The sequence below is a fragment of the Streptomyces sp. NPDC008092 genome (assembly GCF_042957285.1).
GTDB lineage: Bacteria > Actinomycetota > Actinomycetes > Streptomycetales > Streptomycetaceae > Streptomyces.
The window spans coordinates 276810-294457 of the sequence record NZ_JBIBHY010000007.1; the positions used below are offsets into that span (position 1 = coordinate 276810).

General features: G+C 74.3%; 14 protein-coding genes. 6 read left to right on the plus strand and 8 right to left on the minus strand.

What is annotated here, in order from left to right:
• Position 1 precedes the first annotated feature (1 nt).
• A complete protein-coding gene (locus ACFZB3_RS24320; RefSeq protein ID WP_391378361.1) occupies positions 2–2908 on the minus strand; it encodes an AAA family ATPase in 2907 nt (968 codons plus the stop codon).
• Between the two features lie 84 nt (positions 2909–2992).
• On the opposite strand from ACFZB3_RS24320, the gene ACFZB3_RS24325 reads away from it, so the two are divergent.
• Positions 2993–3442, plus strand: a complete 450-nt coding sequence (locus ACFZB3_RS24325; protein WP_391378363.1) for a MarR family transcriptional regulator — start codon at positions 2993–2995, stop codon at positions 3440–3442.
• 17 nt (positions 3443–3459) lie between these two features.
• Here the strand turns inward: ACFZB3_RS24325 and ACFZB3_RS24330 are convergent, their stop codons facing one another.
• Positions 3460–4056, minus strand: coding sequence for an isochorismatase family protein (locus ACFZB3_RS24330; RefSeq protein WP_391378365.1), 597 nt, complete (start codon positions 4054–4056; stop codon positions 3460–3462).
• 101 nt (positions 4057–4157) lie between these two features.
• Entirely contained in the window at positions 4158–5582 is a 1425-nt protein-coding gene (locus ACFZB3_RS24335) for an MFS transporter (protein ID WP_391378367.1), read from the minus strand.
• Between the two features lie 341 nt (positions 5583–5923).
• Here ACFZB3_RS24335 and ACFZB3_RS24340 point away from each other — a divergent pair, with 341 nt between their 5' ends.
• The 4 genes from ACFZB3_RS24340 to ACFZB3_RS24355 are packed head-to-tail and all read left to right on the plus strand — an operon-like array spanning position 5924 to position 11790.
• Positions 5924–7186, plus strand: a complete 1263-nt coding sequence (locus tag ACFZB3_RS24340) for a glycosyltransferase (RefSeq protein ID WP_391378369.1) — start codon at positions 5924–5926, stop codon at positions 7184–7186.
• A 26-nt stretch (positions 7187–7212) separates the two neighbouring features.
• Complete coding sequence (locus ACFZB3_RS24345) at positions 7213–9495, plus strand: glycosyltransferase family 39 protein (protein WP_391378371.1); 2283 nt, start codon at positions 7213–7215, stop codon at positions 9493–9495.
• 40 nt (positions 9496–9535) lie between these two features.
• Positions 9536–10282, plus strand: coding sequence for a response regulator (locus tag ACFZB3_RS24350; RefSeq protein WP_391378374.1), 747 nt, complete (start codon positions 9536–9538; stop codon positions 10280–10282).
• Positions 10279–11790, plus strand: a complete 1512-nt coding sequence (locus ACFZB3_RS24355) for an ATP-binding protein (RefSeq protein ID WP_391378376.1) — start codon at positions 10279–10281, stop codon at positions 11788–11790. The genes ACFZB3_RS24350 and ACFZB3_RS24355 overlap by 4 nt, the downstream gene beginning before the upstream one ends.
• 14 nt (positions 11791–11804) lie before the next feature.
• Here ACFZB3_RS24355 and ACFZB3_RS24360 read toward each other — a convergent pair whose 3' ends face one another.
• Positions 11805–12242: a hotdog fold thioesterase gene (locus ACFZB3_RS24360; RefSeq protein WP_391378378.1), complete on the minus strand. Its 438-nt coding sequence runs from the start codon at positions 12240–12242 to the stop codon at positions 11805–11807.
• Between the two features lie 95 nt (positions 12243–12337).
• Between ACFZB3_RS24360 and ACFZB3_RS24365 the strand changes: the two genes are divergently transcribed.
• A complete protein-coding gene (locus tag ACFZB3_RS24365) occupies positions 12338–12763 on the plus strand; it encodes a MarR family transcriptional regulator (protein ID WP_391378380.1) in 426 nt (141 codons plus the stop codon).
• Between the two features lie 6 nt (positions 12764–12769).
• Here ACFZB3_RS24365 and ACFZB3_RS24370 read toward each other — a convergent pair whose 3' ends face one another.
• From ACFZB3_RS24370 to ACFZB3_RS24385, 4 genes are all read right to left on the minus strand, one after another.
• Positions 12770–13402, minus strand: a complete 633-nt coding sequence (locus ACFZB3_RS24370; RefSeq protein ID WP_391378866.1) for a VTT domain-containing protein — start codon at positions 13400–13402, stop codon at positions 12770–12772.
• Between the two features lie 137 nt (positions 13403–13539).
• On the minus strand, positions 13540–14754 hold the full coding sequence (locus ACFZB3_RS24375) for a substrate-binding domain-containing protein (protein WP_391378382.1): 1215 nt from the start codon (positions 14752–14754) through the stop codon (positions 13540–13542).
• Entirely contained in the window at positions 14751–15845 is a 1095-nt protein-coding gene (locus tag ACFZB3_RS24380) for an ABC transporter permease (RefSeq protein WP_391378384.1), read from the minus strand. Before ACFZB3_RS24380 ends, ACFZB3_RS24375 begins: the two co-directional genes overlap by 4 nt.
• On the minus strand, positions 15842–17431 hold the full coding sequence (locus tag ACFZB3_RS24385; RefSeq protein ID WP_391378868.1) for an ATP-binding cassette domain-containing protein: 1590 nt from the start codon (positions 17429–17431) through the stop codon (positions 15842–15844). The genes ACFZB3_RS24380 and ACFZB3_RS24385 overlap by 4 nt, the downstream gene beginning before the upstream one ends.
• Between the last annotated feature and the right edge of the window lie 217 nt (positions 17432–17648).

Here is a 17648-nt window from a genome sequence, read left to right on the forward strand (position 1 = left end):
CTCAGTGCCCCTCCGGCTCCTGCCCCGCCACGTCTCCGGGCGCCCGGCCGGGCCCCTCCGCGGCGGGCATCGCCTCCAGCGCACCGCGCAGAGCGGCCCGCGAGGTGATCCCCAGCTTGGGATACACCCGGTACAGATGCGAGCCGACCGTACGGTGCGACAGGAACAGCCGTTCGCCGATCTGCTTGTTGCTCAGGCCCGTTGCCGCCAGTTCGGCGATCTGCCGCTCCTGGGCGGTCAGCGGCTCGGGCGCCGTGCCGGACCGGGGGGTGACGGAGACGCCGGTCGCGCGCAGCTCGGCCGCGGCGCGCTGCGCCATCAGCGCGGCACCGATCCGGTCGAACGTCTCCAGAGCCGCGCCCAGTTGAGCCCGGGCCCCGGCCATGTCGTGGGTCCGGCGCAGCCATTGGCCGTACGCGAACCGGACACGGGCGTAGTCCCACGGCCAGCGGCAGGCGTCCGGAAGGGCCAGGGCCGCCTCGAACAGCCCGGCGGCCGCCGCGTCGTCGGCGGCCACGGCGGCGGCCCCCGCGGTGATCAGCTCGATCCGGGGGCCGATCCGGGGCAGCCCGGCCTCCTGGGCCGCGCGGACATGCGCCCGGGCGTCCTCCAGACGGCCCGTGCGGACCGCCGCCTCGACGTAGTCCAGCACCATCCAGCGGCCCGGCACACCGGGGGTGGGGGCGCCCGGCGGGCCGATCCGCGCCGCCTGGGCGAGCGCCTCCTCGTAGTCGCCCTGCCCGATGGCCGCGAGGTTGCGCGCCGACCGCGCGTACCCCTCCGTCACCTCCATGCCGCGGGGCGCCGCCCAGGTGGTGGCCTCCTCGCTGCGGCTGCGGGCGAGCTCCGCGTTGCCGCGCAGCGCCGCGCCGGAGGCCAGCACGGCCCGCAACTGCTGTTCCCAGAACTGGTAGCCGTAGGCCGCGGCCAGGTCCAGCCCCTCCTGGGCGAGCCGCTCCGCCTCGTCCCACTGCCCGTGGACGTAGGAGTCCTGGCAGAGCAGCAGCAGCGCGGGGATCACCATGCCGATCGCGCCGCCGTCGCGTTCCCGCCCGGTCATGCGCACGAGCAGGCAGCGGTAATCGGCGAGGGCGTCCATGGCGACGGCGGCGAATCCCAGCGGCACGATCTGCCACGGGGCCGCGTCGGTCGGCAGCTCCGCGAACGCGTCCGCGAGCCCCTCCCGGATCGCGCCGGACTTGCGGACCGGGTCGACGTACGCGTCGTAGCACAGCCGGAAGGGCGTGACCGCCTCCGCCGGGAATCGGGCCATCGCCGTGTCGAGCAGCTTCCACGGCTCGGGTCTGAGGGTGTAGAGGCTGACCAGCAGCAGGGTGTACAGGATCCCGAGCCGGTCCCAGCCGTCGGCCGTGGCCCTGCACGTGACGTCGTCCAGGGCCCGGGCCAGCAGCCGGTAGGCGGCGTCGACGTCGCCGTCGTCATGGGTGAGGAGATGGGCGGTGGCGGCGAAGACCAGGCCGGTCGGGGTGTCCGGGGTCTGGCCCGCGTCGGTCAGCAGCCGGTTCACCTGGTCGAGCTGGCCGGTCATGGTGGCGAGGAACGCTGCCTCGACCAGGCGGCGGGAGCGGTCGACCGGGTGCGGACTGAGCTCCCCGGCGCGCACCAGCGCCGTGACCGCGGCGGACGCGGCGACCCGTCGCCGGTCGGAGACCAGCGCGCCGACCGGCGACGGCAGCTCGGCGAGGGCGCCGCCGCGCCGCCAGGCGGTCAGCGCCGCCTCGTCCAGCGCCCGCGCCACCGACTCGTCGGGTCCGGTGGCGGCCTCCGCGAGGTGCCAGGCGCGGCGCTCGGGCTCGTCGGCCAGGGCGGCGGCCAGCGCCTCGTGCGCGGCCCGGCGGTCGCTGGGCGGGGCCAGGTCCACCACGGCCGTGCCGATCAGCGGATGGCAGAAGACGAGGCCGCGGCCGGCCGCGGGCGCGTGCACCAGACCGGCCCGCTCGGCGGGGACGAGGTCGTCGAGGTCGGCCGACCCCCGCGCCGCGGCGCGCAGGACGGTGACTCCGGCATCGGCGTCCAGGGCCGCAAGCAGCATGAGCGCGCGGGTCGGGGCGGGCAGTTCCGCGAGCAGTCCGGCGCAGGTGGCCGCGAGCCGCCGGGACAGCGGCAGCCGGTCGGGCAGCGGGTCCTGGCCGCACAGCTGACGCTCGGTCAGCGCCGCGGGCAGCTCCCGGAGCGCGAGCGGGTTGCCGTCGGCCTCGGCCAGCAGCCGCCGGCGCACGGCGGGGGCCAGCCCGGGCGCGTGCGCGTCCAGGACGGCGCCGGCCCCTCCGGTGTCCAGCGACTCGACCTTGCGCTCGGGCAGCCCGGACCGCCGGAAGAGATCCTCGGTACCGGTCCGGGAGGCGGCCAGGAAGACGATGGGGGCGTCCGCGATGCGCCGTACGACGAAGCCCACGACGGCCGCGCTGGAATCGTCGAACCACGCCACGTCGTCGGTGATCATCAGCAGTCCGCGCTCGGCGGTGGTCAGCTCCAGCAGCGCGAGCACCGCCGTCGACACCAGCGGCTCCGGGGCCGGGGCCCGGGTGAGGCCGAAGACCTGGTGGAGGGCGTCCCGGTGCTGCCCGTCGAGCCGGTCCACGTCGTGCCGCACCGGATACAGCAGCTGGTGCAGCGCCGAGTACGGGATCCGGGCCTCCGACTGCACGCCGGCGGCGCGCAGCACCCGCATCCCGAGAGCCGTGGCCCGGGCCGCCGCGGCGTCCAGGAGGGCGGTCTTCCCCACGCCCGGCTCGCCGTGCAGCAGCAGCCCGGAGCTGCCCAGGCCGGGACCGGCGAGCAGGGAGTCGATCAGCTCCAGCTCCGCCTCGCGGCCCGGCAGCCGGGTCTCGCCCGACGGTGACCGGGGCGGCTCCTCGGTCCGACGACGACTCTCGGAGGTGCTCACAGACCTGAATATAGCCTCCCCAAAATGCTTGACGGCGCAAACAATTGCGCGAACGGCGAGGTGAGCGCTGGGTAAGGTTGGCCAATGACCAGTGACCCGAGGCCCGAGGCCGAGGTCGCCGCCGAGCTGATGAAGGCGATGACCCGGCTGCGCGCCCGGCTGCGCACCGAGTCGGCGCCCGGCGACCGCCAGTGGAACTGGTCGCAGCTGACCACCCTGGCCCGCATCGTCGAGGAGGGCCCGGTCACGGCCACCGAGCTGGCGCAGGCCGAGCACGTACGCCGCCAGTCGATGGCCGAGACACTCGCCGCCCTGCGCGCCGACGGCCTGGTCGGCACCAGCAAGGATCCCGGCGACGCCCGCAAGACCCTCGTCCACGCGACGCCCGAGGGGCGCACGCTGATCGGGACGATCCCGGTGGCCCGGGCGGCCTGGCTCGGCGCGGCGATCGAGGCGCACCTGCGGGCGGACGAGCGCGAGACCCTGCTGAAGGCCGCGGCGATCATGAACAGGATCGCGGACAGCGGGAGTTGACGCGTGGCGGCCGGGGCTCAGGCCGACCTGGTCAGGCCCTGGAGGTCGTCGGTCCCGATGACGTGGGCCTGGTGCGGGAAGACCTTCTCCGTCAGGACGCGGTGGACCTCGGGGTCGGGGTCGGCGGTCGCGTCCTTGAGGAGGTAGAGCGCGAAGTCGTCGTCGGCCGCCTGCCGAAGGGTGGTCAGGACCACGCCACCGGTGGACAGTCCGGCGAGGACCAGGGTGTCGACGCCCCGCTCGCGCAGCAGCCCGCGCACGTCGGTGGCGGAGGCGAAGGCGCTGAACCGGGTCTTGCGCACGGTGATGTCCCGCTCCGCCACCTCGAACGACTCGTGGAGCTCGGCCTCCGGGCTGCCGTCGGGCAGGAAGCCGTTCTCGGCGACGGCGGCGAACGCCTTGTTCAGCGCGGGTATGGCGGCGAAGTCCTCCGGCGCGAAGGCGACCCGGACGTGGACGACCTGGACATCGTTCGACCGGGCCCAGGACAGGGCGGCGTGGGCCCGGGACAGCGCCTGCTCCGGGTCGGCCACGGCGGCGAGGACGGCCGGCTGGAAGTCCATCAGGAACAGGGCGGTGCGGGCGGGATCGAGGTGCGGGACGGTGCTGGTCATGACCTGGACTTTCGTGTCTTGCCGGAGGGTTCCGGACGGTTGGCGCGGTGCGGTGCGGTGCGGCGCGGTGCGGTCCGGTGCCGGACGGCGGGGGAGCGGGGTCAGGGGGCGGGCCGCCGGTCGGCGTGTGCCAGCTGCCGGTCGAGGACCGTCATGACGAGGACGACGGCGGCGATGCCGACCAGCGCCCAGGAGACGTGCCGGAGGCCGGTGTCGTCGACACGGGTGTGGAAGGCGGTGCCGGTGATGGCCGCCGAGGCGATGGAGCCGATGTAGCCGAAGGTGCGCAGCAGCCCCGAAGCGGTCCCGACGCTGTCCGCGGGCGCTTCCTGGTAGAGCACCGTCTGGTTCGCCACGGTGCCGGCACCGGAGGTGAGGCCGAACACCGCCGTGATCGCGATCACCACGGCGATCGGCGTGCGGCCGTCCACGGACAGCGTGGCGAGGGCGCCCGCCAGCAGGAGCAGTGCCGAGACGAGCAGCGGCGCGCGGACCCGGCCGCGCCGGGACACCACCCGGGCGGAGACCGCCGACAGGACGCCCATCGGCACGAGGACCAGGCCGGACTGGTAGGCGGTGAGTCCGCGGGACGCCTCCAGCCACTGGGTGAGCCCGTACAGGATCACGTAAGTGCCCAGCAGGGTGAGGCCGTTGCGCAGGTAGGTACGGGTGAGCGCCAGGTTCGAGGCGAGCAGCCGGACGTTCAGGAAGGGGTTGGCGGCGCGCAGTTCCCAGGCCACGAGTACGGCAGCGAGCGCGACGCAGACACCGAGGGCCGGCCACTCGGGGCCGGGCAGCGAGGACAGGAACACCAGGAGTGCGGTGAGCGCCCCGCCGAAGCCGGCGATTCCGGCCAGGTCGACGCGGGAGACCAGCTCGCGCGCCGAGCGTCCGCGCACCCGGTCGGTGTCCCCGGGGATCCAGAGCGCGGCCATGGCGAAGGCGACGACCGCGACGGGGACGTTGATCCAGAAGGCCGTCTGCCAGCCGAGCCGGCCGATCAGCAGGCCGCCGACGGCGGGGCCGACGGCGACGGTGGCGGCGCCCGCTATCGCGAGGCCCCCGAGGACGCTGCCGGGCGGCTCCTGCCGTCCGGCAGCCAGGGCCCGGCGGCGGATCAGCAGCATCGCGGAGGGGTAGCCGGTGGAGGTGCCGGCGCCGATGAGCACGCGGGCGGCGACGAGCAGTGATATGTCACATGCCACCGCGCCGAGGATCCCGCCCGCCAGCACCAGCAGGATCCCGGCGAAGAACACCCGCCGCGGCCCGAACTCCTCGGCGAGCCGTCCTGCCGCCGGCTGGGCTATCGCGCTGGTCAGATACAGGCTCGATATCAGGATCGCGGTGCCGCCGACGGAGGTGTGCATCGCGGCCGCGATCGCCACCAGGGCGGGCGCGATCACCGAGCTGTTGATCGGGTTGAGGACGGCGCCCATGTAGAGCGGGGTCACGAAGGCCGCTCCGAACGGATTGTCCGGCGAAGCCTCCGACCGCTGTACGGAGGCGGCGTCGGCGGTGGTTTCCAAGGTGCTGCTCCTCCCTTCCCGTGCTGCTGCCGGGCCCGCGCGGAGCCGCTCGGGCAATTTACGCAGGCTGCCTGACAAATAATAGCAGGCAGCCTGCCTATTTCTTCGCGGGTGATCCCGAGGGGAAGTGGGGAGGGGAGTCCGGGGCCGGAAATTGCCTCGTCAGAGGGGATGTGGGGGTGGCGTGCGGAGGTGTTGGCCGGTTTTCGACCTTGATCTCTGACTCTCCGTCAGTTCCCAGATTTCTTCCCGGCATCCCCCAGTCGCACCGGTAACAGTCGGGAACCGGCCCGCCCCGGGCCCAGGAGCCGCCCCCATTGTCTCCTCCCGCTTAGGAAGCCATGACTGCCACCCCCACACCCGTTCCCACGTTCGCCTTCCAGCGTCCCGCCGTCCTCTCGCTCGCCGGATCGGGCACCGCCACCGTCGACATCGTGATCCCGGTCTACAACGAGGAGCGCGCGCTCCCGGGCTGCCTGCGCACCCTGCACACCCGGCTCCGCGAGGACTTCCCCTTCCCCTGGCGCATCACGGTCGCGGACAACGCGAGCACGGACGACGCCCTCGCCGTGGCCCGCCGGCTCGCCGACGAACTGCCGGGCGTCGCCGTCACCCACCTCGACCGCAAGGGCCGCGGCCTGGCGCTGCGCACCGTGTGGGGCGACAGCGAGGCGGACATCGTCGCCTACATGGACGTGGACCTGTCCACCGGCCTCGACGGCCTGCTGCCGCTGATCGCACCGCTGGCCAGCGGCCACTCCGACATCGCGATCGGCAGCCGGCTGGCCCCCGGGGCGCGCACCGTGCGCGGACCCCGGCGCGAGTTCATCTCCCGCTGCTACAACGCGATCATCCGGCTCACCCACGGCGTCAGGTTCACGGACGCGCAGTGCGGCTTCAAGGCCGCCCGCACCGAGGTGCTCGGCCCGCTCCTCGAAGTTGCCCAGGACGACGCCTGGTTCTTCGACACCGAACTGCTCCTGCTCGCCGAGCACAACGGACTGCGCATCCACGAGGTACCGGTCGACTGGGTGGAGGACATCGACACCCGGGTCGACGTGGTCGGCACCGCCAGTGACGACCTGCGCGGACTGTGGCGGATGGCCCGCGCCAAGGCCTCCGGGGCCGCCCGCGTCGAACTCGCCCAGCGCCCCGCACCGGCCGCCGAGCACCCGGACGCCGTACTCGCCACCCCCTCCACCCGGCGCACCGTGCTGTCCTGGGAGGTCGGCTGCTTCGTCGCCATCGGCATCGCCTCGACCGTCGGCCAGGCGCTGCTCTACGCCCTGCTGCGCTCCTGGTGGTCACCGGCGCTGGCGAACCTGTTCTCGCTCCTGGTCCTGACCCTGCTGAACACCGAGGCCAACCGCCGCCTCACCTTCCGCCACACGGCGGCCCGCGCGGGCCGCGCCCACCTCGGCGCCGGTCTCCTCTTCGTGCTCGGCTATCTCGTCACGTCGTTCGCGGTGGTCCTCTTCAAGCAGGCCGACCCCTCGGCCTCCACGGCGGCCGAGACGCTCGTCCTGATGGCGGCCTCCCTGGTGGTGACCGCCGTCCGGTTCGTCGTCCTGCGCACCGCCGTCTTCCGCAGCGCCGCCCACTGACCCCCGACGAGAGCGACTTCCCTGCCATGAACACATCCGCTCACCCGGTGGCGACGCCCGCGACGGCCGCCGACCCCACCGCCGAGGACGGCACGAGCCGCTCCTGGCCCGCCTGGGCGGCGCCGGCGGCACTCGGCGCGGTCCTCGTCCTCGCCGCCGTCCTGTACGCCTGGTCGCTGAGTTCGCTCGGCTGGGGCAACAGCTACTACTCGGCGGCCGTGAAGTCGATGGGCCGGAGCTGGACCAACTTCCTGTTCGGCTCCTTCGACCCGGCCGGCGTGGTCACCGTCGACAAGCCGCCGGCCGCGCTGTGGCCGCAGGTGATCAGCAGCAGGATATTCGGGCTGCACGGCTGGGCGCTGATCCTGCCGCAGACGATCGAGGGCGTGGCCGCGGTGTTCGTGCTGCACCGGACCGTGCGCCGCTGGGCGGGCGAGCGCGCCGCGCTGCTCTCCGCGCTGGTGCTCACGGTCACCCCGATCACGGTGGCCATCAACCGGGACAACAACCCGGACAGCCTGCTCGTGCTGCTGCTGGTCTCGGCCGCCTACGCCCTCACCCGGGCGCTGCGCGCCGAGGGCAGGGCGGCCACGTACTGGCTGTGCGCCTGCGGCCTCCTGGTCGGCTGCGGGTTCCTCACCAAGATGCTCGCCGCCTGGATGGTCCTGCCCGCGTTCGCCGCCGCCTGGCTGATCGGCGCGGCCGGCACCTGGGCCGGGCGGCTGTGGCGGCTCGCCGCCGCGACGGGGGTGCTGCTGGTGTCGTCGATGTGGTGGGTCGCCATGGTGGCCCTGTGGCCCGGCGACCACCCGTACATCGGCGGCAGCGAGGACGGCTCGGCCTGGAACCTGATCATCGGTTACAACGGTTTCGGCCGGATCTTCGGCTCCAGCGGTGACACCTCCCAGGGCTTCGGCGGTGCGTTCGGCGGCCAGGCCGGTGCCGGGCGCCTCTTCAACGACCAGGTGGGCGGGCAGATCAGCTGGCTGCTGCCGGCGTGCGGCGTGCTGCTCGCCGTCGCGGTGGCCGCGGAGATACTGCGCCGCCGGGGACGCCTGGCCGCCACCGACCTGCTGCCCCTGTCGGGCTGGGTGCTGTGGGGCGGCTGGCTGGTGGTCTGCGCCGCGGTCTACAGCACCCAGGAAGGCATCTTCCACCCCTACTACACCACCCAACTCGCCCCGGCGATCGCCGCGTTGTGCGGTGGCGGCTTCGCCCTCCTGGCCCGGCTGCACCGCACCGGGGCGCGCTGGGCGCCGGTGGCGGGGGCCGTCGCGGTCGCCGCCACGGTGATCTGGGCCGCCGTGGTCATCCGCCGTGACCCGGACTGGAACGGCTGGCTGGTCTGGCCGGTGCTGCTCGCGGGCGGTGCCGCCGTCGTCCTGCTGCTCCTGGTACGGCGGCGCAGGAGGCTGGTGCCCGTGACGGTGTCGGCGGCGGTTCTCGCGGTGCTGCTGGCGCCGGGCGCGTGGGCCGTGGGCGAGTCCGGGGCCCAGGACCAGGGCATGGGCGGTACCAACCCGACCGCCGGGCCCGCGACCTCGATGTTCGGTGGCAAGGGGATGCCGGGCCGGGGCGCGGGCGGGCGGCCCGGGGGATCGGGGATGCCCTCGGGCATGCCGTCCGGCATGCCGGGCCTGTCCGGCGGAGGCACCGGTTCTGGTTCTGCTTCTGGTTCTGGTACCGGGATGCCGTCGGGTGTGCCGTCCGAGATGCCGGCCGGTGGTTCGGCGGGCTCCGGAGGCTCCGCGGGCCAGGGCATGCCGTCCCTGCCGAGCGGCTCGGGCGGTACGGCCGGCGGAACGGCCGGCGGGATCGCCGGACGGATGGGCGGCGGCATGGGCGGCATGGGCGGCGCCCAGCTCACTGCCGAGCAGCGCAAGATCCTCGCCTACGCCGTCAAGAACGCGCCGGACGCACGGATCAAGCTGGCCGTGGCGAGCGGCGCCCAGGGTGCCACCGCCTTCATACTGGACAGCGACGAGACGGTGATCGGCATGGGCGGATTCACGGGCATGGACAACGTCCCGTCCACCGACCAGCTGGCGAAGTGGACGAAGGACGGCGAGCTGCGCTACGTCCTCGGCACCGACTCGGCGGCCGGCGGGATGGCCGGCGGGATGGCCGGGGGCCCGGGCGGAGCCAGTGGCGCCGGGCAGCAGCGCACCCAGTGGATCGCGAAGAACTGCACCGAGGTCCCCGCCTCGGCGTACGGCGGCTCGTCGAGCACGGGCACGAGCGGCACCGCCGGGTCCGGCGGCTTCGGCGGCGCCACCGTCCTGTACGACTGCGCGGCCGACCAGAGCTGAGAGAAGCCGACCGGCACTGAGAGAAACGGAAGAACGCACCATGACCCCGCCGTCCGCGACCGCGGAATCCAGGTACCGGCTCCTCGTCGTCGAGGACGAGCCCAGCATCCGCACGCTGCTGGAGTCGACCCTCCGCCTCGCGGGCGGCTACGAGGTGAGCGGCGCGGACAGCGGGCAGTCCGCCCTGGTCGAGGTGGAGCGGGTGCGGCCGCACCTGATGCTCCTCGACGTGATGCTGCCGGACCTGGACGGCTTCGAGGTGACCCGCAGGCTGCGGGCGGCCGGGAACGACGTACCCGTGCTGTTCCTGACCGCCCGCACCGGCGTCGACGACCGCATCAAGGGGCTGGCGGCGGGCGGTGACGACTACGTGGCGAAGCCCTTCAACATCGAGGAGGTCCTGCTCCGTATCGAGGCCATCCTGCGCCGCACCGCCGCCGACCCGGAGCCGCCCGCGCCCGTCGGCGTGGTGCGCTACGCCGACGTCGAACTCGACGAGCTCGCGCACGAGGTGCACCGGGCCGGCCAGTACGTCTCGCTGTCCCCCACGGAGTTCCGGCTGCTGCGCTACCTGCTGGTCAACGCCGGGCAGGTGGTGAGCAAGACCCAGATCGTCGACCACGTCTGGAGCTACGACTTCGCGGGGGACCAGCGCATCATCGAGACGTACGTGAAGTACCTGCGCCGCAAGATCGACCGGTTCGACCCGCCGCTGATCCACACGGTCCGCGGTGTCGGCTACTGCCTGCGGCTGCCGCGCGACCACCAGGAGGCGTCCGAGTCGTGAGGCGCCGTCCCGCCGCCGCGCTCAAGTCCCTGCGCGGCCGGCTCATCATCGGCGTCACCCTGCTGGCCACCGCCGCGGTGCTCGCGTCCCAGCTGGCCGGGTTCTTCGTGCTGCGCTCCTGGCTGGTGGACCGGGTCGACCAGCAGCTGACCGGCTTCCAGCCGCCGTCGCGCGCGTTCCTCGAAGCGCTGCGGGAGTCCAACGCGGACCAGGGCCAGCAGTCGGCCCTGCCCTCGGACTTCCGGATCTACGTCTACGACGCCGAGAGCCACCTCATGAAGACGGCGCTCGGCTCGAAGGACAGGCCCGGGCCCGAGCTGCCCGCGTCCGCCCGGAACCTGGACCTGCGGGAGGGCACGCCCAGCACCCTCCCCGCCGTCTCCGGAGGCGGGCACTGGCGCGTGGTCCTGCGCAACGGCGACGACGGCACGAAGATCGTCGTCGCCCTGCCGCTCGACACGGTCGACGGCGCCACGTCGAAACTCCTCTGGCTGGACGGCGTGCTGCTGGCCGTCACGATCGCCGCCCTGCTCGCCCTGGGCCGGTCGGTCGTACGGCTGGGACTGCTGCCGCTGACCCGGATGGAGCGCACCGCGGCCGACATCACCGAGAGCCGTCCGGACCTGCGGCTGGCCGACACCGACCCGCACACCGAGATCGGCCGGCTCGGGCGGGTCCTGAACTCGATGCTGGACCGGCTCCAGCGGGCGCTGGCGGAGCGCGAGGCCTCCGAGGCCCGGCTGCGGCGGTTCGTCGCCGACGCCGGCCACGAACTGCGCACCCCGCTCACCTCCATCCAGGGCTACGCCCAGCTCGCGCTGCGTCCCGAGCGCCGCCCGGCGGAGGAGGAGCGGGAGGCGCAGCGGCTGATCGTGCAGAACGCCGAGCGGATGGCTCTCCTCGTCGACGACCTGCAACTGCTCGCCACCCTCGACAAGGAGCCGGCGTACCAGTCGGAACCGGTCGACCTGCTGTCGGTGGCGGCCGACGCGGTGAGCGGCGCCGCCGTGCACGGCAGCGGGCATCCGACCGACCTGGGCCCGTTGTGCGGGGACGGCGGGGACGGCGGGGAGCTGGACATAGTCCCGGCCGTCGGCGATCCGCACCGGCTGCGGCAGATCGTGGAGAACCTGCTGTCGAACGCACGCACCCACACCCCGCCGAACACCCCCGTGCACGTGCGGGTCGGCGTCACCACGGCCGGCTTCCGGGCCGGCGGCACCAACCGCCCGGGCCGCTACTCGGCCTCCGCTCCGCTGCCGCCGGGAGCGGCGGTGGCCGTCCTGGAGGTCGCCGACGAGGGCCCCGGCCTCCCCGCGTCCGACGCCGAGCACGTCTTCGAGCGCTTCTACCGGGCCGACCCGTCCCGGTCCCGCGCCCACGGCGGCAGCGGCCTCGGCCTGGCCATCGCGGCGACCATCGCCGAGGGCCATCGCGGCCGCCTCGAACTCGACACGGCACCCGGCAGGGGCTGCACGTTCCGGCTGGTCCTGCCGGTGGCGGACTGACCGCGGACGCGCGGTCAGCGGCCGCCGGAACCGTCGTCCGACGCGAACGAGATCGTGCCCTGGGCGACGGCGCACACGCTCTCGCCGCCGTCGGGGCCGACACTGGCTACCTCGCAGCGGCAGACCGCGAGCGAGCGGCCGGCCCGCACCACCCGGGCCCGGGCGCGCAGGAGTTCGCCGTCCGCCGGGCGCACGTAGTCGATGGTGAAGCCGGCCGTCAGGGGCCGGCTTCCCGGCCCGGTGCCGGCCGCGAACGCCATCGCGTTCTCCGCCACGTAGGCGAGCGCCCCGCCGTGGACGTACCCGTACTGCTGGCGCAGTTCCGGGCGGTTGTCCAGTTCCAGCGTCGCCCCGCCGTCGCCGAAGGCCACCAGACGGGTACCCAGCAGGACGCTGAAGGGCTGGGTCGCCAGGACCTGCCGGGCGAAAGCCAGATCGGGTGTGTCGGTCACACTCGCCACCCTCCACCGGGTTTCGATTCACCAGTTTCAATTCACTAGTGAAGTGAGAATGGCGCCGGGTCGTCTCCTCTGTCAATATTCCGCCCATGCCCGAGCCCGACCAGCGCCTGTTCTTCCTGCTGCAACGCGCCGCCCACCAGCTGCGCACCACCGCGGACCGCCGGCTGCTGTCCGCCGCGGGGATCACCACCGCCCAACTCGGCGCGCTGCTCGCGGTCGGCGACGAGCCCGGGATCACCCAGCAGCGGCTGGCCCAGGTCCTCCAACAGCGCGAATCCGGCATCACCGCGCTGGTCCGGCGGCTCACGGAGGCCGGCCTCGTCACCCGGGACAGGCACCCCAGCGAACACCGGGCCGTCGTTCTCGAACTGACCGAGCGCGGTGTCGGCGCACTCGCCCTGGCCCGGCCCGAGATCGACGCCTTCAACGCCGGACTGCGCGCCCTGCTGGGTGCCGACGGCTTCGCGGACACCGCCGCGGCCCTCCATCGCCTGGCCCACTGGGAGCCCTGAGCGGGGTCAGCGGTCACGGTGCGCCCGGTGTGCCCGGCGGGCCTCCAGCAGCAGGGGCAGCAGGGACAGGACGACGATCGCGCCGACCAGCGGCAGCAGATAGCGGTCGATGTGGGAGACCGAGGAGCCCAGGGCGTACCCGGCGAGGACGAAGGTCTGGGACCAGAGGACTCCGCCGACGGCCTGCCAGACGGTGAACGGCCGTACCGGCACCCCGAGCGCCCCCGCCGCAGGGTGCAGCACCGACCGGAGCACCGGCACGAAACGGCCGATCACCAGGGCCTTGCCGTACCCGTAGCGGGCGAGCAGTTCCTCCGCCCGGGCGGCGCCCTCCCGCACCCGCGGCCGGGAGGCACGGGCCAGCAGCGGGCGCCCGCCGTGCCGGCCGATCAGATAGCCGACCTGCCCGCCCGCCACCGCGCCGACGGCCGCGCACACCAGCACCTGCCACAGCTCCAGCCGGGGCGCCCGGTCCGCGTTCGCCGCGCACAGCACACCGGCCGGGAAGAGCAGCGTGTCGCCCGGCAGGAAGAAGCCGACGACCAGCAGCCCCGACTCGGCGAAGATCACCGCCAGGACGCCCAGCGCGCCGAAGGCAGCGAGCAGCGAGCCGCTGTCCGTCGGATTGACGGCGATCACCACGCTCGCCTCCCCGCCCCGCTCGCCGGCCGTCTGCCTCAAGTGTCGCGTGACGGCGGCCGGGGACCCGCCCGCAACACCGCGCACCCGGCGGCTCCCGGATCGGCACGCAGGACCGGGAGGCCGGACCGGGAGGCTCATCTGTCCCAGATCCGCCGGTAGGCCTCCCGGTAGCCCGGTGGGTCCCAGGTCGTGGCCCCGGCGCTGTTGGCGGCCGTCGAGACGTGGGTGGGGGCGACGTAACCGCTGGCCGGGCGGCCGGAGAAGGCGCGGTTGAACTCGTCGACGATCTGCCAGCCCTGCTGCGTCAGTGGTTCGGGAACGGTGGCGGACTGGTACTGCCCGCTGTTGATGCGCTGGAAGGCCGACGGGTCGCCGTCCCCGGCCCCGATGTTGAACGGCGGTCCGGTTCCCTTGCGGCCGGCCGCGCGGAACGCGGGGGCGGCGTCGGCGAAGTACAGGTCGTTGATGGCGACGGAGTGCGTCCACGCGTCCGGGAAGCGGGCGAGCAGCGAGGCGATCTCGCGCGGGGTGCGGCTGCTCGCGTCCGGGATCGGGATGTTCTCGTACGCGAGCAGCCGCACGCCCGCGCAGGTGGCGAGTTCGGCCCTGATCAGGTCGGACTTCGTCCTCGCGAACGGGACCGAGGCGTCGGTGAACAGGACCACCCCGGCCCGGCCGCCGGAGTGCGCGATGATCCACTTGGCGCTGATGCCGGCCACGTCCGCCACCCGGGTGGTGACGTTGGTGAACAGCGGAGGCCGTCTGCTGGGGCCCGGGGCGACGACCGCGTGCCAGCCGACGAGCGGGATGCCCGCCGCGGCGGCCGCGGCGACCTGCTGTGCGGTCGAGCCCGGGTCGAAGCCGCCGACGACGATGCCCGAGGGCCGCAGGGCCACGGCCTCGCTCATGGCCGCCTGGATGCCGGCCGGGGTGCCGGCTCCGTCGATCACCCGGACGTCCCAGCCGACGACGTGCGCGGCCTCCCGCAGGCCGTTGGCGACGCCCGCCACGCCGGGATTGGTCATGGTCTCCGCGACGAAGACGACCGTCCTGCCGGACACCGCCGCGGGGCCGGTGGCCGGTCCGTTCCAGACCGTGCCGGTCCGCTCCGCCCGCGCGACGGCGGCCCCGGCCGAGGCCTGGACGGCGGGACAGCCACCGGGCCCGCTGGTGGCGACCGCGGGGCCGCCCGACGAGCCGCGCTGACAGCCGGCCAGGGCGGCGGCCGCGGCCAGCAGCGCGACGGCGACGGCCCGCCGGACCCCGCCGGACCGGGGAGCGGCGGCCGTGCCGGAGGCCGTGCCGGAGACGGGGCTCATGCGGGTGACGGGGGCCCTGGTGGGGGTCATGGCGCGGTGCCGGCGGAGCCGTCTCCGGAAGCCGCCGTCGGCGGGCGCGGCGCGGCGGCCGGTGCGTCGCGGGCCGCGTCGGCCCCGGTGCGCAGCCGGCGGGCGGAGTAGCCGGCCAGACCGACGGCGAGCAGCAGCGTGCCGCCGTAGAACAGGGGGACCGTCCAGAACGCGGCGCCCAGCTGTCCGATGCCGGTGAGGCCGACGGCGAGCACGGCGACGGCGACGAGCGTGCCGAGGGCGTTGGGACGGCCGGGCCTGATCGCGGTGGCGCCGAGGAGCGCGCCGACGAACGCGGGCAGCAGGTAGTCGAGGCCGACGCTGGGATTGCCGATCTGCTGCTGAGCCGCCAGCAGCACCCCGGCGAAGCCGACGACCAGCCCCGAGACGGCGAACGCGTAGACGGTGTACCTGCGGGTCGGAATGCCGACCAGTTCGGCGGCGCGCGGGTTGGCACCGATGACGTACAGGCACCGGCCGAGCGGCAGCCGCTCCAGCACCACCCAGAGCGCGACGGCGAGGGCGAGGACGTAGAACGCGGGCAGCGGCAGGCCGAGGAGCGTGGAGTCGTAGAGATCGGTGAAGCCGGCCGGCAGACCGGCCGGGCCCGGGACGATCCTGCCGCCGCCGGTGACCCAGCCGGTCACGGCGTACAGCATGCTGCCGGTCCCGAGGGTGGCGATGAACGAGTCGATCCGGCCGAACTCGACGGCCACACCGTTGAGGACACCGACCACCCCGCCTCCGGCGATCACCGCGAGGCAGGCCCAGGGCCAGGGCCAGCCGGCGTCCACGACGAGCCGCAGCACCATGACATGGGCCAGACCGAGGCCGTAGCCGAGGGAGAGATCGAACGAGCCGGTCACGATGGGCACCATGGCGGCCAGGGCGAGGACGGCCGGGATCGACTGGTTGGAGAGGATCGAGTCGACGGTGTCCCGGGTGGGGAACGTGTGCGGCAGCGCGAGGGAGAAGACCACGACGAGCAGCGCGGTGAGGACCAGCAGGCCGTACGCGCCCGCGAGGTGCCGGGCCGGACTCCGGCCGAGCGGCCGTGAGCGGGGGGCGGGAGGCGGCGGCGCGGCGGTCATGAGCCCGTGGCTGTTCCGGGCCGGGCCGGGAGGGCCGAGGCCGCCCGGGTGAGCGCGGTGACCGTGAGGTCCGGGCCGCTCAGCTCGGTGGTCACGCGGCCGCGGACGAACACCAGGGCGCGTCGGCACACGCCCGCCACCTCCTCGAAGTCGGTCGAGATCAGCAGGACCGCGAGGCCGCCGGCCAGCGCCTCGTCGAGCAGGCGGTGGACCGCGGCCCTGGCCCCGACGTCCACGCTCGCGGTCGGCTCCTCCAGGACCAGCAGCCGCAGGTCCACGCCGAGCCAGCGGCCGATCAGGACCTTCTGCTGGTTGCCGCCGGACAGGGCGGCGAGCGGGGCCTCGCCGTCCCGCGGCCGTACCGAGAACCGTTCGATGAGCTCCGCGGCCCGGGCCCGTTCGCGGCGCGGACCGGTCCAGGACAGCGCGGGCCGCCCGCCCGCCCGGGGATTGGCCAGCAGGTTCTCGCGCACGGTCAGCCCCATGGCACAGCCCTCACGCTGTCTGTCGCCGGGCACCAGGCCGACCCCGGCCGCGACGGCGTCCGCGACCGTACGGGGCCGGTAGGGCCGCCCGCCCAGCAGGACCCGGCCGCCGACGAAGGGCCGGGCACCGGCCAGCGCGCGGCCCAGCTCCACGTGCCCGGCGCCCGAGAGGCCGACCAGGCCCAGCGCCTCCCCGGTCCTCAGCTCCGCGGTGACCGCCGCCGTGCCGGCGGTCCGTGCGCCGTCGAGGACCAGGACGGCAGGGGCGGCGCCTGTGGGGACGGTGGCCGGGACTGCTGGGCGGGCCGGTTCTTCGGCGGTGGTGCTGCGGCCCGGTTCCCCGGCGTCGGTGGCGGCGGTGTCGTCGGCCGGTGCGGTACCGACGATGTCCCGGACCAGCCGGGCGGGGCTGTGGCCCGCCAGCGGGCCGTGGCTGACCAGCCGGCCGTCGCGCAGGACGGCGAAGGCGTCGGCCACCTGGTACACCTCGTCCATGCGGTGGGTGACGTAGAGGATGCCGTGCCCCCGGTCCCGCAGGGCGTGCAGCACCCGGAAGAGCCGGGCGCAGTCCGCGGCGGGCAGGCGGGCGGTCGGCTCGTCGAGCACGACGAGCCGGGTGCGGGCCGCCAGCGCCCGGCCGACGGCGACCAGCGAACGCTCGGCGGGACCGAGCCGTGCGACCGGTGTGTCCGGATCGAGGTGTCCGGCGACCGTCTCCAGGGCCTCGGCGCAGCGCTCCCGGGCCCGCCGCCAGGAGATCAGTCCGGCGCGGCGCGGATATCCGGTGGTCAGGGCGATGTTCTCGGCGACGGTCATCCACTCCACGAGCCCGAGGTCCTGGTGGATGAAGGACATGCTGCGGGCGGCGGCCTGACTGCCGAGCGGGTGCCCGGCCACCGTGACCGTCCCCGCGTCGGCGTGGTGGACCCCGGCGAGCACCTTGATGAGTGTGGACTTCCCGGCGCCGTTGGGGCCGAGCAGGGCGAGGACGCTGCCGGCCCGCACGTCGAGATCGACCCCGTCCAGCGCGCGGGTCCCGCCGAACCGCTTGGCGAGCCCGCGGATCCGTACCAGGGGGTCGGGAGGCTCGTGCACGGACAGCTCCGGGGGTCGGCCTGACGTCTTCTTCTTCCCGACTTCTACTTCCGGACTCTCGCCTTCTTCGTCCCGACTCTCGCCGGTGATTGTAGAGGGATGAACCATGGCATTTCGGATTCGACGCCCGGGCGGCGGATCCGGTGCCGGATTCGCCGCCTGCGGATGACACCAACGGGTCAGCCGCGCCGCCGGCCTCGGCCGCTCCTGGCCGGTGCGCGCC

Excerpts from the sequence above, each read along its gene's own strand:
- ACFZB3_RS24330 (WP_391378365.1), bottom strand. The coding sequence starts at position 4,056 with ATGACCAGCACCGTCCCGCACCTCGATCCCGCCCGCACCGCCCTGTTC.
- ACFZB3_RS24380 (WP_391378384.1), bottom strand. The coding sequence starts at position 15,845 with ATGACCGCCGCGCCGCCGCCTCCCGCCCCCCGCTCACGGCCGCTCGGC.
- ACFZB3_RS24375 (WP_391378382.1), bottom strand. The coding sequence starts at position 14,754 with ATGACCCCCACCAGGGCCCCCGTCACCCGCATGAGCCCCGTCTCCGGC.
- ACFZB3_RS24365 (WP_391378380.1), top strand. The coding sequence starts at position 12,338 with ATGCCCGAGCCCGACCAGCGCCTGTTCTTCCTGCTGCAACGCGCCGCC.
- ACFZB3_RS24325 (WP_391378363.1), top strand. The coding sequence starts at position 2,993 with ATGACCAGTGACCCGAGGCCCGAGGCCGAGGTCGCCGCCGAGCTGATG.
- ACFZB3_RS24340 (WP_391378369.1), top strand. The coding sequence starts at position 5,924 with ATGACTGCCACCCCCACACCCGTTCCCACGTTCGCCTTCCAGCGTCCC.
- ACFZB3_RS24345 (WP_391378371.1), top strand. The coding sequence starts at position 7,213 with ATGAACACATCCGCTCACCCGGTGGCGACGCCCGCGACGGCCGCCGAC.
- ACFZB3_RS24350 (WP_391378374.1), top strand. The coding sequence starts at position 9,536 with ATGACCCCGCCGTCCGCGACCGCGGAATCCAGGTACCGGCTCCTCGTC.